Genomic DNA, 16,449 nt, shown 5'->3' with positions numbered 1-16,449 from the left:
ATTGGGCGAACGTTTTGCCAACTTTGGCGGCGATGGTCAGGAAAGTCCGGCGAGAATGCTCCGAATTCTTCACGATAGAGCCTACGAAAAATTTCCGAAGAAAAATTTCCTTATGGCAACAACCACTTAGCCAGACCCATCACCCGCCGCGGTGCGCGCTGGGGAATCCGCATCATTCCGATATCGGCGCTATCGGTGAGCGCCAAGGCAATGAAAACCGCACTGCCATCCGGCGCCAGGCTCAACCCATTGCCAGCGCTGAAGCGTGTTGCGTCCAGGCACTGACTGCTGCCGTCACCGGCAATCGCGGTGAGCCGGCTACTGCACTCGCGGCTGATGTCCTGGTACTCCACGGCACCATTGGCCGCTACTGCCCAGGTGCGGTAACGCCAGCGACTGGGCATCTCGGCATGCACCAGCTTCACGCTGTCCGCCGCCAGATCCGGCGCCGCCTGCCACAGCCCACCGCTGGCCAGGCGGGTGAACAGGATGCGTTGCCCGGCACGGTCATAGCGCACCTGCGACACGCCTTCCAACGATGCCAGGCGTTTCCACGGTTGTTGGCTGCGATCGAACAGGGTCAGCGCCATGCGCTCGTCATCGCCCCGCTCCACCACCAGCAGGCTATCGGCCGCTGCGCCGTAGACCGCCTGCAGCGGCTCGCCCGCCGGTACCGCCAGCTTCACCCAATGGCCTTCCTCGGGTGCCACCTCATAAATGCCGGGAGCACCATCAACATCTCGCCCGGTCACCAGCAGACGGCGTCCATCAGCAGCCCAGTCCATCGGCTGGCGGGCCTCCGGTCGCACTCCTTCTATGACCTGCAGCGAAGCCGGCTCATTCAAACGTGCCCACCACAGCGCGAACGTGCCCGAACGATCAGACGTGAACGCCAACTGCGCACCATCCGGCGACACCATTGGCTGGCCGTCACGTGCCGAGGAGGCGAACAGGCGTTGCGGCGGCCCGCCATTCGCGCCCAGCGGGATGCGGAACAAGCCCGACTGGAAGTGGCTGCGCATGAACACCAGGTTGCCGCCGCCACGCGATACCGCCGGGCTCTGCGCGTTGTCGATCCCCATGTCGCGCAACAAGCGGGTGGCCACATCCAGCCTGTACAGGCGTGATTCGCTGTCAATGCGCCGGCCGAACACCATCTCGTCCGAACCCAACCAGCTCCAGCCGCGGATTTCCGCCGCGTCGTCGGTCAAGCGCTGCGCGTTGCTGCCATCGGCATCCATCATCCACATATCGCCTACCTGTGGATTACGGACGAAGCCGATCTTCTTGCCGTCGGCGGAATAGCGCGGTGCATAGTCGAAGTCGTCGGCCCCCATCGCGTATTGCAGCGAGGACCAGCGCCCGGATGCCAGGTCCAGGCTGCGGATGCCACGGCTGGCATAGCGCCCGGTCATCGAGCCGAACAGCAGGCTGCCGCCATCTGGCGCCCAGTCAAAGCTCAGCATGTCGGTGCCATCGCAACGGGTGACACGGCGCAGGCCGGTACCTGTCGCCGACACCACCAGCACCTCGCAATCGCCCTGCGCCAGGAACCGCGCGAAGGCGACGCTGCGGCCATTGGGCGACCACACCGGGAAGCGGTCCGACGCGCCGGCCGGCGTGGCCAGCAGCGGCGTGGCAGTCGCATTGCCCACGCTCTGTATCCACAGGCTGGAGCGGTTGTCGCGCTCACGTGCGAACACCACCAAGGCACCGTCGGGGGAAAGCGAGGGGTTGACCTCCACATCCTCGGTGGCGGTGATCAGCCGATACGGACGCGCCGGGCTGCCCAATACGCGATTGCCGTCGGCAACCGTTGTGTCCTGCGCTACCGGCGCAGCGCGGCCCCACAGCAACCAGGCCATCACCAGGGTGCTGAGCAGCAGCACGATACCGAGCACCAGCAGCACATGACGACGCAGCCGGCGGTGCTTGCCGCGCACGCCGAATTGCATGGGTGCGATGGCCGTCTCCGCCGCGGAAACTCCGCCCGCATCGGGCGCATCGATAGCTGTCGCGTCGGCACTTGCCTCCCACGCCACTGGCGCCAGCAGGCGATAGCCGGTCTTGGCGATGGTTTCGATATAGCTTGCGCCGTCCTCCGCGCCGGTTGCCGCAAATGCCTTGCGCAACTGGGTAACGGCCTGGGTCAGCACGTCGTTGGTCGGCATGGTGTCCGGCCAGACGTCGGCAAACAACTCCTCACGGGTGACGACTTGACCGGGTTTGCGCGCAAGCGCAAGCAGCACCCCCACCGATTTGGGAGTGAGCCGCGGAGTTTTGCGTGTCCCTGGCAAATGCACCTCACGTGAGGAGAGCACTACCAGACACTCACCGACGCGCAGTCGGTCAGAGCTAGTTTTTTCAGTGAGATTCGGTGCCATCGCGGTCAATCAAATCGCTGGCGGACACTCATCCTGTGTCCAGCTCGCCGGGCTGAAGCCCTACAAGCCGCCAAGTTCCGCAAAAGGCATCAACGCAAAGAGCAAATGTTTCATCTGGAATGGATATTACTCTAACGGCGTTCCCCGCGTGCCTGCACGTGGATGACATCAGGCTCTCTCTCGCCGACGTAATTACATAATCAGCTACATGATTCGCGCCGTATGGCGCGATTTTTTTATCTAGCGTTCAGTTTTCCCGGCCTTGTAGATGGTCAGGCCAACCAGCCTGGAAACCACCAAAGCCACGTACATAACGCCTGCAAACTGCTCCAGCATCACCAATCCGCGCGCCTGCGGATGCACCGGCACGACATCGCTCAGGCCCACCCCTGACAACAAGCTGAAGCTCAGATAAAGCAGCTCCACCCAGCTGCGGAAATCGCCCTCACTGGTGGCCACGAAGCTGCCTGGATAGAAGTGCTGACAGACTGAATAAGCGAACGCGAAAGCCCAGGCCAGCAAGGTGAAGGTGGCACCAGCGGCGAACAACTCATCGCGCGTGACCTTGTGGTCCTGCAGCATGTAGGCGATCAGGCTGCACGAGGTGTAGAAGTACAGCAGGCACTCGAAGGCCTGCGACACGGCGATCAGCGAATAGCGTTCCAGCAATGCCCCGGCGATGGAGAACACCACCGCCGGAATGGCCAGCGTCAACGCCAGCCAGATGCCCAGCGGGCTGCGCCGTACCACCCATACCGCCAGGCCCAGCACCACCATGCCGAACACGCCGAACAAGGCGCGCCCGGCCGGGGTATGTTCCATGGCCGGGTACAACAGCACGCCCAGCAACTGCACCGCCAGCAACCAGGCCGAGGGATGCTTGCGCGCCATCACGATCCATCTCAAGCGCGAATACATACGCTTCCTTCTCGCTCACTGGCCAATGCTGCGGTGGGTTGCGGGCGTGTTGCCGGCTGCAGCAGCCCTTACGGCAGCGGCTGGGCCGACATGCCGGCCCGGTACGGGTAATCGGCGAAGATCGCCGCTACCGCCGCATCGATCCGTTCGCCCCGCTGCTCAGGCTTGATGCGCCCAACCGTGCCGACGGCGACGCCTTCCCAGACCAGCTGCTTCCGCCGTGCATCCACCACATCAACATTCAAGGTGCCCTCGGTGTACTGACGCACGTCGGTGCGATCACGCCAGTACGGCACGGCGACATAGCTGCGCGCGCGGTAGCTGTAGTAATAGTCGTAATCCACTTCCGGCATGGTGGTGATCTGGGTCTTGTCCTGCAGATAGGCATTGAGGTTCACCCAAAGATCCGGATTTGCTTCATCAAACACATAGCCGCGGGCCTCCATCTGCGTACGCACCGCCGCGCGGACGCGGTTGCTGGTGATGGTGGTATAGCCGTGCTGCTCGAGCGCCAGCGGGCTGAAGAACGCAAAACTGCGGTAACGCGAAAAGTCGGCACTGGGATCAGCCTGGCTGGCGACACGCGGAGTGCTGGCGCAGGCAGCCAGCAGGAGCAGCAATGAGACGACGAAAAGCCGGGCAACGACGCGAGTTTTCATGGCATACCCCTGGTGTGGACGGCTGCAAGCTAGCACGTCCGCCCCCGTCCCGGCGTCAACTGGCCAGCGGGGCACCCGGCAGGATGCCCCGCTGCCGACTGCGGGCTCACTCGACGCGGTAGACCTGCGCGCCCTGCTCACGGAACTGCGCCGATTTTTCGGCCATGCCTGCTGCCAACGCCTGCGCTTCCTCCACGCCCTGCTCTGCCGCGTACTCGCGCACGTCCTGGGTGATCTTCATCGAACAGAAGTGCGGGCCGCACATCGAGCAGAAGTGCGCCAACTTGTGTGCATCTTTGGGCAGGGTTTCATCATGGAACTCCTTGGCCTTTTCCGGATCCAGGCCAAGGTGGAACTGGTCCTCCCAGCGGAACTCGAAACGCGCCTTGCTCAATGCGTTGTCGCGAACCTGCGCACCGGGGTGGCCCTTGGCCAGATCGGCGGCATGCGCGGCGATCTTGTAGGCCATGATGCCGTCGCGCACGTCCTGCCGGTTGGGCAGGCCGAGGTGCTCCTTCGGCGTCACGTAACAAAGCATCGCCGTGCCATACCAGCCGATCATTGCGGCACCGATCGCACTGGTGATGTGGTCGTAACCGGGCGCGATATCGGTGGTCAACGGCCCCAGGGTATAGAACGGGGCTTCACCGCACTCCTGCAGCTGCTTGTCCATGTTCTGCTTGATCAGCTGCATCGGCACGTGACCCGGGCCTTCGATGATGGTCTGCACATCGTGCTTCCACGCAATCTTGGTCAGCTCGCCAAGTGCTTCCAGTTCGCCGAACTGCGCCGCATCGTTGGCATCGGCAATGCAGCCCGGGCGCAGCCCGTCACCGAGGCTGAAGGACACGTCGTAGGCCTTCATGATGTCGCAGATGTCCTCGAAGTGCGTATAGAGGAAGTTTTCCTTATGGTGCGCCAGGCACCACTTGGCCATGATCGAACCGCCGCGCGAAACGATGCCGGTAACGCGCTTGGCGGTGAGCGGCACATGCCGCAGCAGCACGCCGGCATGGATGGTGAAGTAGTCCACGCCCTGCTCGGCCTGCTCGATCAGGGTGTCGCGGAAGATTTCCCAGTTCAGCTCCTCGGCGCGGCCATCCACTTTCTCCAGCGCCTGATAGATCGGCACGGTGCCGATCGGTACCGGCGAGTTGCGCACGATCCATTCGCGGGTTTCATGGATGTGCTTGCCGGTGGACAGATCCATCACCGTGTCACCGCCCCAGCGGATGGCCCACACCAGTTTTTCCACTTCCTCGGCAATACCGGAAGACACCGCGCTGTTGCCGATGTTGGCGTTGATCTTGGTGAGGAAGTTGCGGCCGATGATCATCGGCTCGCTTTCCGGGTGGTTGATATTGTTCGGCAGTACCGCGCGCCCCCTTGCGATCTCGTCACGCACGAATTCGGGCGTGATGATCTGCTGGATGTTGGCACCAAAGCTTTGCCCCGGATGCTGCGCAAGCAGGCCGGCATCGCGCACGGCTTCCAGCCGCTGGTTCTCGCGGATGGCGACATATTCCATCTCCGGGGTAACGATGCCGCGACGCGCGTAGTGCATCTGGGTGACATTGGCACCAGCAATGGCGCGGCGCGGCAGCACGCGCCCCGGGAAGCGCACCGCATCGAGCCGGGCATCGTGCTGGCGGGCACGGCCGAAGTCGGAACTCAAACCCGCGAGCTGCTCGGTATCACCACGTTCCTCGATCCAGCGCGCACGCACCGCTGCCAGCCCGGCGGCGAGATCGATATTGGCCTGCGGATCGGTATACGGGCCGGAGGTGTCATAGACGGTGACCGGCGGGTTCTCCTCACCACCAAACAGGGTGGGCGTGCGGGTCTGCGCGATCTCGCGCATCGGCACCTGCAGGTCCGGGCGCGAACCGCTGACGAAGACCTTGCACGAGCCGGGAATCGGCCGGGTTACGGATTCGGAGAGTTGCTGGGCCTGTTGCTGCAGGCTGGGCTGTGCATTCATTGGCGTTCGTCCTGGTCTACCCGCACGCGGGGTGCGAAGGCCATGCAAGGAGTTTGCATGACGGAACGAAGCGAAGGCGTACACCAGCCACGACGGCCCGGGCGGGCACGTGGTCGGTACACGAAGCTTCCCTACGCCGGTATCAACCGGATCAGGTTCGAAGGGTATGTCTCAACCGCGGCCCGTTGGCCTTGGTACCCCCGCTTCGGGCGCTATTAGAACCGCAAAATCAATGAAAACCAAGTCACGTTGCGTCAGAGTGGCTGGGCCAATGGGGATGTTCCCACGGTAGGTACAGCCACAGAGAATGGTGCCTGCGCCGGGTTGCGCAAGCGCATGACGCCGGCCTCGTTGACATTGATCAGCAAATCGCCTTCGGCTGAGAATGCCAGCCCACCTGGCTTGTCCAGGCCGCCAGGCAACGCGCCGGGCTTGTTACCCAACTGCCCTGGCACTCCTGCAATCACCCCCGCTTTACCATCGGCGCCGATCCGAACCACCGTGTTGCTGCCCTTGTCACTGAGGTAGACATTGCCTTGCGCATCCACTTCCATGCGCTCGGGGCGGCACCATACCCAGTTGCAACGCGCGCGCAGCAACGCTTCCCTTTCAGCACTGCTTTTTGCTTGCGCGTAGGCCTGCTCATGCGCGTCCATGGCCGGCCGTGGCCCAACCACGAATACCAGACGGTGCAGCCCACTGACCGGGTCAATCCGCCACACCTCATCCTCGGCCAAGGCATAGAGCTGCCCACCCGGCCCGACCGCGATGTCCTTGTAGGCCAGGGTTCGCCGCGACTCGGTGATCAGTTCCAGCTCCCCGGATTGACCAATCACATGCATCGGCCTATACGCATCGGATGAAAGCGTGCTCACCTGCCGTGTCTTCAGGTCCAAGCGCCGCAAACGTACCTCACCCGTCCCCACATACGGGGTTTCGTCCATTACATAAAGTGCGTTTCGTTCTTCGTCCAGCGCGATATGCACCGGCTCCCAGAAACCGGCGCGATCGAAGCCGCCATCTTCCCGCGCGGGGTCCGAATACTGCCCTGCCAATGTCTCGACCCGGCCATCGGCCGACACCTTGCGAATACGGGCGTTGCCACTATCGGCGATATAGACGGTCCCATCCTGTGCCCTGGCAAGGTCAGAGGGTGAGTTGAAGCGCGCTTCGAGGCGAGGACCGTCCTGGCGGCCCTCTCCATCACTCCCCGCCCACAGCGCAGGGACCCCTTCCCGGTCTATGTGGATCAGCGCGTTATCGAGCTTGGCGACATAGAGAGTGCCCCCGTCGGGCAGCATGACGATGCTGTCATCCAAGCGGGCAGGTAACGCTGCGGATGTACGCCTGTGCGTGTCCGCCCCGCGCCACCACGGTGTTGGCGCAGCATGGCCTGCAACCAGCGCCAGCTTGCCGTCCGCTGCCAGGGCGAATATCGCGCCGTCGCCATTGATGGTGAGCAAGGTGCGTCCCTTGCCATCGACGGCCAGGCTGCTGATGTGATTTTCACCGTATCCGCGATCATCCTCTCGCGGTGGCAACTCAAACAAGGTCGTGAACTCCCCGGAACGGGGATCCAGACGCATCAATCGATGACGGTCGATCAGCAGCGGCCGCCCTTGTGGGTCCACGGCCAGGCCCCTGAGGTCTGCCGGCTCAGACTGCTTGGGTCGCGTGGGCATCGGTGGCAGCGCGGCACGCCCGGCAAACGGCACCTGCCCGATCAGTGCGGCCACCGCGCCCGCGCGTGGTGCTGACACGAGATAGTCGGCCGGCGGCGTCCACTCCGGAACAACCACCGTGCCTACCACCTCGGCGCGGTCGTCATACAACCGGAATACCTTGTTGTTGTTGATACCCCAAAGCTTGCCATCGGCACCCGTCGCGATTCTGCGCAGCATGATCATCTGCCCAGGGGCCCAGTGATGTACTGCGCCCTGCGTATCGATTACCAAGGTGCGCTCGCGGAAGCCGCCGCCATCAGCGATCCAGATGCGTCCCTTGGCATCCAACGCCATCCCCTTGGGCTCAGGTAGCGAATCCTCGGCCCTTACCTCAGGCTCAACGGCGCGAGCTTGTTCCCTGGATTGAAGGGAGGGGAATGAAGGAGGCGACGGAGCGACAACAACGCCCTCCATCGCGCTGTTGCCCGATGACGACTTCTCCTCGAATGGCGCGCCAATTTTCAATTGAAGTGGCTTGCTCACCCCACGAGCGTCCAGTGCTTGCATTCCCTTCCGCTTCTGGATCACCAGCAACCGACCATCCTGCAAACGCAGCAGCTCCGACGGCTGGGCAAGAAGAGTAGATTCCGCCTCCCCTTCCTCGCCAATTTGCGCAATTCGGCTGCCTACAAGTGTTGTGACGACTCCATCCTGGCCAAGTCGCCGCACAGCATCGTCGCCCGTGTCCACGATGAGCAACGCTCCGTCCTTGTCACGATACAGTTCGAGCGGACCGACGAAGCGTGCCTCCGTTGCAACGCCATCCGAATTTCCGCTTGAGCCAGGATCGCCCATTTCCCATTCCAGTACCGGGCGCTGGCTCGCATGCGCCGTTACCGTCATTGCCAAGCCAAGCACAGCCATCGTCGGCCAACGCAGCATCGTCATGTTCAGCGCATCCATTGCGTGTTCTCCGTACCCGGCTGGCAAAACAGTTCACTTATCTGCGAACGCAGCGGGTCCAGCGCCATCCTCGCATGCACATCCAACAGTGAAACCGTTGGTGTCTTGCCTGCATTGAGCACCGCCAGACGATGTGAATCCGGCGAGAAGGCCGCCTTGGACGGCCAGTCATCCGTATGGAAAACATGCGTCAGCAGCCCAGTGTTGCGTTCAACCACCATGGCAATTGCCTGCTTCGGGAAGGTCAGTGCCATCGACCGGCCATCAGTACTTAGTGCGATATTCCAGGTTGTCATCTCCCCGCAGAATCGATAGGCACGCAGCGGGGCAAGCTTCTGCCGGTCGTACTCCACAACGCCATCGGAAAAAAGCGCAACCACGTTCCCTGTCACTGCATCTACCGCGAGATCATGCGGCGCTTCACCGCTGTCGATACGTGCACTACGTGAACGCTTCGCTACATCAAACACATCGATGCTGTTGCTGTGCACGCTGCCAGCGTAAACGTGGCGTCCATCGGGCGCCATCGCAAACGCCAAAGGCCGGCCAAATGGCAGGTACCGCGCATCGCCGCCTTCCAGCGCGATCACCTCACCCAGCGCCGCTCCAGTAGCGGCATTCACTACCGAGATCGAATTTGCCACCAGATTGAATGTCCAGGCCTGCGTTCCGTCCGGCGTCAACAGCACGGTCTGCGGAAAACGCTGCAATGCGGTCGACCACAGCACCTGGCCATTGCGCAGGTCAAAAGCGGTCAGTGCATTGATTTCCCAGGAGCTGACATAGGCGCGTTGCTGGTCGCGGTTGACCGCAACACCTGTCGCGCCCTTGCCCCGGCAAAAATTGTCCATGCAACCATCCTCCGCTGCAGGCGATTGCGAGGAGTCTCCGATTCTGCGCAGCACGTGCGCCGCCGGCACGTCGATGATGGCAACCGTGTTGTCATCGTTCTCGGTGACATAGAGGTTCTTTCCATCGGCGGAAAAAATCATGTCCGCAGGGCCTCGCCCCACGGCTATCCGCGTACCAGCAGGAATCTCCGGTAGCGCCTCGCTGGCTTGCGCTGCAAGACTGACGCTCCAGAGAGCTGAAAACAAACACAACCGCGGCATCAATGCAGCGTGGGACATCGCGCGACTCCGGCTAAGGGAATGGTGCAAGTCCGGTCGATCCGCGACTGTCGTGCGTATCGTCACCCGTCCATGGCGACGCCATTCTAGCCGCAAGTCGCCCAGAGGGTGCTGACCGGGCCCGCAGTACCAATGGATAGCTACGCTGTTACCGCAAGCGACGCCTGCCGTAGCGCCACCCGTTCAATTCCACGCCGGGCAGTCTCAATACCCCGCCGCCTGCCCATCCTTGCGGCTTTCCGAGGCGCCGTAGTAAACGCCGCTGTCCGGATCGCGCATGATGGCCTGGTAGCCGCCGTACGGCCCATCGGCAAACACCACCCGGTGGCCCTTGCGCATCAGGCTGCGCACCGTTTCATAGGAAAAGCCGGTTTCCAGATTGATCTCACCGCCGTCGCTCATCGCGGTGGCCTGCCCGGTCGGCTCGGTCGAGCCTTCATGCTGGATGCGCGGCGCATCACCGGCCTCCTGCAGGTTCATGCCGAAGTCGACCAGGTTCATCACGATCTGCGCATGCCCTTGCGGCTGCATCGCACCACCCATCACGCCAAAGCTGGCGAACGGCTTGCCGTCCTTGGTGATGAAGGCCGGGATGATGGTCTGGAACGGCCGCTTGCCCGGCGCATAACCATTGGGATGGTCCTTCTGCAGGACAAACATCTCGCCACGGTCCTGCAGGATGAAGCCCAACCCCGGCGGCGCCATGCCGCTGCCCATGCCGCGGTAGTTTGACTGGATCAACGACACCATCATGCCGTCGGCGTCGGCCACGGTCATATAGATGGTGTCGCCCTCCTCCAGCTGCCTGGGCGTGCCCGGCTGCACTTCCTTCAGGGCTTTGTCCATCGAGATCAGGGTGCGGCGTTGTGCGGCGTATTCCTTGGAGATCAGCCGCTGTACCGGTGCCGGGGAGAACGACGGATCGGCATAGAAACGGGCGCGGTCAGCAAACGCCAGCTTCTTTGCTTCAGCGAACAGATGGATGTGCTCAGCCGAACCAAACGGAATCTTCGAAAAATCGTAGCCTTCCAACACATTGAGGATCTGCAGCGCGGCGATACCCTGGCTGTTGGGCGGCAACTCCCAGACGTCGTAGCCGCGATAGTTGCTGCTGACCGGCTCCACCCACTCACCTTCATGCGCGGCCATGTCCTCGTAACTCAGATAGCCGCCGTTGGCCTTGAAGTAAGCACCGATTCCGCGGGCGATATCGCCCTTGTAGAACGCGTCGCGGCCGCCGTCGGCAATCTGTTGCAGGGTATTGGCCAGATTCGGGTTGCGCCACATCTGCCCCTTGCGCGGCGCGTGCCCGTCGATGGTGAACTGCTCGGTGAAACCCGGGTACTGCGAAAGCTTGGGAACAGACCTGTCCCAGTAATAGGCAATCACCTCGGACACTGGATGGCCTTCGCGCGCATAGGCGATGGCCGGTGCGAGATTCTCGGCCATCGGCTTGCGGCCGAACCGCGCGTGCAAGGCGAACCAACCATCGACCGCGCCAGGCACCGATACCGGCAACGGCCCGGTCGCGGGGATTTCCTTCAAACCACGACGCTGCAACTCGGCAAGGCTCAGCGACCGCGGTGAGCGCCCGGAGCCGTTGTAACCATGCAGCTTATGCGTGGCCGGGTCCCAGACGATGGCGAACAGATCACCACCAATACCGTTGCCGGTCGGTTCCATCAATCCCAGCGCGGCATTGGCGGCGATGGCCGCATCCACCGCCGAGCCGCCGCGCTTCATCACGTCCAGGGCGATCTGCGTGGCCAGCGGCTGCGAGGTAGCCGCCATCGCGTGCGGCGCGATGACTTCCGAGCGGGTGGCAAATTCGTGACCGGTGACACGGTCTGCGGCAAACGCCGCCGCCGGCACCGTCGAGAGAGCGAGCAACAACGCAGTACGCAGCATGGGCATGGCCAACAAGGGGACGTCGTGACGATAGACCAGCCACGGCTCTTACGCACGTCTTACGTGCGTCTTACGTCGGCCTTGTATCTAGTCCGCTGAAACAAACCACCCGGCGCTGTAGATCCGCGCCGGGCACGCAGGTTCTTCCACAAGGGGCTATTCAATGCAAATGCGATCCAAGCGCCGCCAGGGCGGCTTCACTCTGGTCGAAATGGCCGTGGTGCTGGTCATCATCGGCGTGATCATCGGTGCGGTGATGATCGGCCGTGACGTCCAGCGCAACGCCGAATACACGCGCATCAAGCAGAAGTACGTTGATCAATGGGTCGTGGCGTACAACAGCTATCACCAGCGTTTTGGTGCCCCGGTTGGCGACAACCAGGCCGCGCCGCGACTGATGGTTGCCGGTGCCGACTATGCATCCAGCAACGGCTCACTTTCCGGCGGCGACATGACCGGCCAGACCAGCCCCGGGGCGATCTGCAACGTATCCGCCCCCAAGGGCACCACCCCGGCAATCACCGCCGCGGCCAGCAATGGCAGCAAGCTGCGCGACATGATGCGCGGCGCGGGCATCAGCCTGCCGCCGGGTCGCGGTGAAGGCTTTGAAGACCGTTACGTCTACCTGGATACCAACGGCAACCCGCAGGAAATCCAGATCTGCTTCCAATGGAACCCACCGGGTACCGCCTCCGGTGCCGGCAACGTGATGATCCTCTCCGGCCTCACCCCGGACCTGGCGCGCTCGCTGGACCAGATGATCGATGGCAAGCCTGATCCGCAATCCGGTGCCTTCCGTCAGGCTGATGTGGTCGCCAAGAAGGCTACCGACAACGCCAACGACAACGGCATCGAATGGACCGGCAACAACACCAACGCTACCGGCGGCAGCCTGGCCAAGACCTCGGTTGAAGCCGGCGACAACACCGATACCGAGCAGGTGTTGACCCTGACGGCCTATTACAAGATGAACCAATAAGGCCGACATGAACGCGCCTAACCTGCTCAGCCGCTTGCGGCAATCACGACGCACGTCGTTGATCCTGTTTGCCGCATCGCTACTCGCCCTGGTGGTGATGGCGGTGTGGTTCCTCAACGCACGCTCTGCCTTGTCCCAGGCATACGGTCTTTTGGGCAATGCCAAACAAGCGCTGTCCGAAGCCCAGGTGCGCGAGCAGGAGGCGCAACTGAAAGTAAAGCAGGCCCAATCCGCCATTGATCTGCTCAACGCAGCCGATCAGCAGGGCTTCCAGCCAGCTGACTGGGGTGAGCGACTGGTGAATCTGCGCCAGGTACAGATGAATCGCGAAGACACCACCGCGTTGATCGGATCGGTCACCCGTTCCAACCAACGGGTCTTTGGTGCCGAAGCATTCGAGTTGTCGGTCACGCATCCGGACGAGGGGCTGTTCGATGTGCCTTCGGCAGTCGAGCGGGTGCCCGCGCCGCTGTCGTTGACCCTGCGTGGCAGTGCTCTTTTTCGCACTACCGCCTTGTCCGGATCAGCGATCGAACTGCAGGGAGGCGTGCAATGAGCCTGGAAATCCTGCTCCAGCAACAGGGCCGCTGGTTGGCATTCAACGACGGCCTCGTCGCCTTCAGCGAAAGCCGTCCGCGCCCAAGCCGCGCCGCAGCGGTCCTGGCCGACCTTGAAGGTGCGGTCAGCAGTGTTGTCTCTCTGGAAGGCAGCGCGGCACATGCGGTGGCCTTGATCGAAAAGCGTCTGCGCGCGGACGGCTTGATCGACGGCGAAGCGAAGATACTGATCCACAAGACGCGTACGGTCGGCGCCGGTTACCAGACCCTGTTCACCGCGGTTCCACTGGACGTGTGGCAGCAGGCTTACTCATGGGCGGAAGCGCAGCAGGACCATTGCCTGCTGTATCCCACCACCTCGCTGCTGCTGAACAAGCTCAAGCCCGGGCAGGCAGTGGTGTACCAGTCCGGCCGCCAGTTCACTGTACTGGCCTTGCTGAAGCACAACATCATCTGTCGCACCTCCCTGGCCTATAGCGATGATCCTTCGGATCTGGCGATGACCGCCGGCACTCTGGGCGAGCAGTTCGCCAACGATCTTGCAGATGGCGAGGAAGCCTTGACCCCGATCAAGGTCTATTGGTGCCCGGCGCTTGTAGCGCAGTCCGCAGAACAATCGCAGTGGCAGGATGACGCGGTACGCGAGATATTCTCGGCGCGCAGCGGCCTTGCAATCGACACCGTCGCGCTGGATACCATCACCGATACCGATGGCAACCGCTACCGCTCGGGTGCAGGCTGGCTGCTGCAGAATGCCTCGCCAATGCTTTCGGTCAACCCCGCCGCCAGCCGCTTTGCCTACCTGGCCGAATGGCTGCTGCCCTATGCCAGTGCCGCCTCGATTGTATTCGCCATTGCACTGGGTGGCTTGGGTACGCGTTGGGCGCTCAATGCTTCTGAAGCTACCGAAAATGCCTCGGCGTTGAACGCGCAGGTGGTACAGATCGATGAACGCATCGAAGGCATGCGAAAAAATCAGGAAATTCCGCCGAACTTTGCCGGGACATTGAAATTCGTGGACCGCCTCACCCAGCTGCAGGCGCTGGTCGATCCGATCGCAGGAATGTCGCTGATCCGCGACGCGGCACATGGCGAGGTGCGGATTCTGCGCGTGCGTCTGGAGACACCGCGCCCAAACAGCAACCCGCAGCAGCAGGGCAACGCCTTGGCAAACATGGACGCTCCCACCCTGCGCGTGGACGGCGTGGTCGACACCACCCGCGGCGTCCCCGGCATGCAGGTCCCGGCCTTTGTTGACCGCCTGCGCCGCGCAGGATACGAGCCGATTGCCGTGGAACCGGAAGGCAGCGCCGCGGGGGCGGGCAACTACTTCTCCTACCTGCTCAAGAGTGTGCCGGCGACAACGGGGGCAGTGCCATGAAAACCAAATACATCGCCGCCCTTGCATTGACCAGCTGGCTGGGTGTCACCGGCTGGTTGTCGAGCATGGTGGTTGCCAAGCCCGCGGTCCTGCGCCTCAACAGCGATGTTGAAGAAACCGCGGAAATGGCCAACGCCCGCCTGGCCATAGACGCCAATCAGCGGGTAAAAGCCACCCTGGACCAGATGTCGGTGCCCAGCTTCTATGCACCCGGCCCGCTGATCGCCTTGGCCGCGGGACCCGGCAGCGGCCCCGCCGCTGCAAGTGGTGACGCTGCGCCGCAGGCAATAAGCCATCAAGTGTCGCTGGTACTCGAAGCCAATGGTCATGTAAGTGCGGTCGTCGATGGCGAACACGTGCGTCAGGGCCAGCGCCTGTCCAACGGCGCACGCGTGCAGGCAATCGGCAAGGGCTGGGTACGCCTGAGCGACAAGGACACCGGCAGCCAGGTCTATCGCGTGCCGTTGCCAGGGCAGGTGCCTGACAACGGAGCAATGCCGTGAATCCACGCTACAAGCCGCTGCTGCTGGGCGTCGCCATCGCCGCGGCCGGTATTGCCCTGGTCGCAGGTCTTCGTCTTGGCAGCCGCGGTGCAGCACCGGCTGCGGCAGCCACACCAACTGCGCAGGCGCCGCTAGCCGCGCAAGCAGCAGCCGAACCCGCTCGCCTGCCGGCCGAAACACCGCCCTGGATGCAAGCACCACCGCGCACTGCCCCGGTGGCGGCGCAGGTGACGCTGCCCAACCAGAAATCATTGAGTCCGGTCGAAGCGGCGCAGGTGGTCTCGCAGGTTCGCAGCCAGGCCAACCGCAACATCGCAACCGTGGATGGCTTGCTGGCACAGCTGGACCAGCTTTCAGCACAACCAGACAAGAGCAAGGACATAAACCTGGATGCGGTCCGCACTAATCTGTTGGTCGCCCGGCGCGCTCAGACGATCGCGCTGGAAATGGCAGAAGCCACGCAGCGGCCCGAGTCCGCGCAGAAGGATGAATTGCTGCGGCAGCTCGTCACCGAGCTGCAGGGCCTGCAGGAAAAGCTGCGCTACGACGTCAACAGCAAGCAGCCTGTGCGCACGCAATGAACACGCCACGCGCCCCGCTCAAGCGGCCCAGGGGATACAGCCTGATCGAGATCACCGTGGTCACCGGTGTGCTCGGCCTGCTGGCCGTCTCCATGGTCTCGGCTTTTGACGGTGTACAACAGGCGCGTTCCCAGAACATGGCACAGGCCCAGTTGCAGACTGCGCAGCAAGCCCTGCGCGGCTTCGCCTTGCGCAACAAGCGCCTGCCCTGCCCTGACGATGTCGGCAATGGCTGGGAAAGCCCAGGCTGCCCTTCCGCGCTGCAGAACGGATGGTTGCCCTATGCCTCGCTGGGGCTGCAACAGCCGGTGCCCGGCCAGCGTATTCGCTATGGGGTCTATCGCAACACAGCAGTTGCCGACCTGGCCAGAAGCACGTTCCAAGGCATGGACATCCCCGACAGCAGCGGACTGGGGGGCTTTTCCAATGCACTGGAGAAGCTGGCGCTGGCCCCGGCCAGCAGCAGCAACCCCCACTACAGCAATGGCAGCAGCGCCCTCACCTCAACGGCCTGCCAAAGCACCGACATCACCAATCCTGCGTTTTTACTGGTAGCGCCAGTGATGGATCTGGATGGCAGCGGAGCAAGCAGTTCTCCGTTTGATGGCCCGAACCTTGGGTTCTCGGGCACAAGCATGTGCGTTGCTCCACCCGGGAGGCCTGCCACTGCCACCTATGACGACATCGTTGTTGCTGAAGGTTCTTCGACATTGCTGGGTTGGCTCATCGAAGCAACCCGCTGAGCCGCCAGAACCGACTAGATAAATTCCTTTTCAAGGCTCGTATCCATGACCAACAAAGCTCCCGTTCGTCGCACTGCTTCTCCTGGCCTGTTCGCTGT

General features: G+C 62.8%; 13 protein-coding genes and 1 riboswitch. Of the genes, 6 read left to right on the top strand and 7 right to left on the bottom strand.

All coding sequences use genetic code 11. The features are described from left to right. Window positions 1-110: 110 nt before the first annotated feature. The 7 genes from ABB27_RS07165 to ggt form a co-directional block, all read right to left on the bottom strand. A complete protein-coding gene (locus tag ABB27_RS07165; protein WP_057627800.1) occupies window positions 111-2,384 on the bottom strand; it encodes a winged helix-turn-helix domain-containing protein in 2,274 nt (757 codons plus the stop codon). Window positions 2,385-2,624: 240 nt separating this feature from the next. Then, entirely contained in the window at window positions 2,625-3,302 is a 678-nt protein-coding gene (locus ABB27_RS07160; protein ID WP_057627798.1) for an ion channel, read from the bottom strand. Between the two features lie 68 nt (window positions 3,303-3,370). Further along, a complete protein-coding gene (locus ABB27_RS07155; protein ID WP_057627796.1) occupies window positions 3,371-3,961 on the bottom strand; it encodes a DUF4136 domain-containing protein in 591 nt (196 codons plus the stop codon). 106 nt (window positions 3,962-4,067) lie between these two features. Continuing rightward, complete coding sequence (gene thiC, locus ABB27_RS07150; protein ID WP_057627794.1) at window positions 4,068-5,942, bottom strand: phosphomethylpyrimidine synthase ThiC; 1,875 nt, start codon at window positions 5,940-5,942, stop codon at window positions 4,068-4,070. Window positions 5,943-6,052: 110 nt separating this feature from the next. After that, window positions 6,053-6,154: riboswitch (TPP riboswitch) on the bottom strand. A gap of 42 nt (window positions 6,155-6,196) precedes the next feature. Next, complete coding sequence (locus tag ABB27_RS07145; RefSeq protein ID WP_057627792.1) at window positions 6,197-8,569, bottom strand: NHL domain-containing protein; 2,373 nt, start codon at window positions 8,567-8,569, stop codon at window positions 6,197-6,199. Beyond that, a complete protein-coding gene (locus tag ABB27_RS07140; RefSeq protein ID WP_152984478.1) occupies window positions 8,557-9,699 on the bottom strand; it encodes a YncE family protein in 1,143 nt (380 codons plus the stop codon). Before ABB27_RS07140 ends, ABB27_RS07145 begins: the two co-directional genes overlap by 13 nt. 204 nt (window positions 9,700-9,903) lie before the next feature. Beyond that, complete coding sequence (ggt, locus tag ABB27_RS07135) at window positions 9,904-11,613, bottom strand: gamma-glutamyltransferase (RefSeq protein ID WP_152984477.1); 1,710 nt, start codon at window positions 11,611-11,613, stop codon at window positions 9,904-9,906. A 157-nt stretch (window positions 11,614-11,770) separates the two neighbouring features. Here ggt and ABB27_RS07130 point away from each other — a divergent pair, with 157 nt between their 5' ends. From ABB27_RS07130 to ABB27_RS07105, 6 genes are read left to right on the top strand one after another with little or no spacing between them, the layout of a single operon-like run. Then, window positions 11,771-12,586, top strand: coding sequence for a prepilin-type N-terminal cleavage/methylation domain-containing protein (locus tag ABB27_RS07130; RefSeq protein WP_083491193.1), 816 nt, complete (start codon window positions 11,771-11,773; stop codon window positions 12,584-12,586). A 7-nt stretch (window positions 12,587-12,593) separates the two neighbouring features. Beyond that, a complete protein-coding gene (locus ABB27_RS07125; protein WP_152984476.1) occupies window positions 12,594-13,142 on the top strand; it encodes a hypothetical protein in 549 nt (182 codons plus the stop codon). Next, window positions 13,139-14,524 (top strand): hypothetical protein, encoded by a 1,386-nt coding sequence (locus tag ABB27_RS07120; protein ID WP_057627782.1) that lies wholly within the window; start codon window positions 13,139-13,141, stop codon window positions 14,522-14,524. Before ABB27_RS07125 ends, ABB27_RS07120 begins: the two co-directional genes overlap by 4 nt. Next, a complete protein-coding gene (locus ABB27_RS07115) occupies window positions 14,521-15,027 on the top strand; it encodes a hypothetical protein (protein ID WP_057627780.1) in 507 nt (168 codons plus the stop codon). Before ABB27_RS07120 ends, ABB27_RS07115 begins: the two co-directional genes overlap by 4 nt. After that, complete coding sequence (locus ABB27_RS07110) at window positions 15,024-15,608, top strand: hypothetical protein (protein WP_057627778.1); 585 nt, start codon at window positions 15,024-15,026, stop codon at window positions 15,606-15,608. Before ABB27_RS07115 ends, ABB27_RS07110 begins: the two co-directional genes overlap by 4 nt. Further along, on the top strand, window positions 15,605-16,351 hold the full coding sequence (locus ABB27_RS07105; protein ID WP_057627776.1) for a type II secretion system protein: 747 nt from the start codon (window positions 15,605-15,607) through the stop codon (window positions 16,349-16,351). The genes ABB27_RS07110 and ABB27_RS07105 overlap by 4 nt, the downstream gene beginning before the upstream one ends. The last annotated feature ends 98 nt before the right edge of the window (window positions 16,352-16,449 follow it).

The organism is Stenotrophomonas terrae (genome assembly GCF_001431465.1).
Taxonomy (GTDB): domain Bacteria; phylum Pseudomonadota; class Gammaproteobacteria; order Xanthomonadales; family Xanthomonadaceae; genus Stenotrophomonas; species Stenotrophomonas terrae.
Note: the sequence above shows the minus strand (reverse complement) of the source record. Positions and strands in the feature narration are given on the sequence as shown.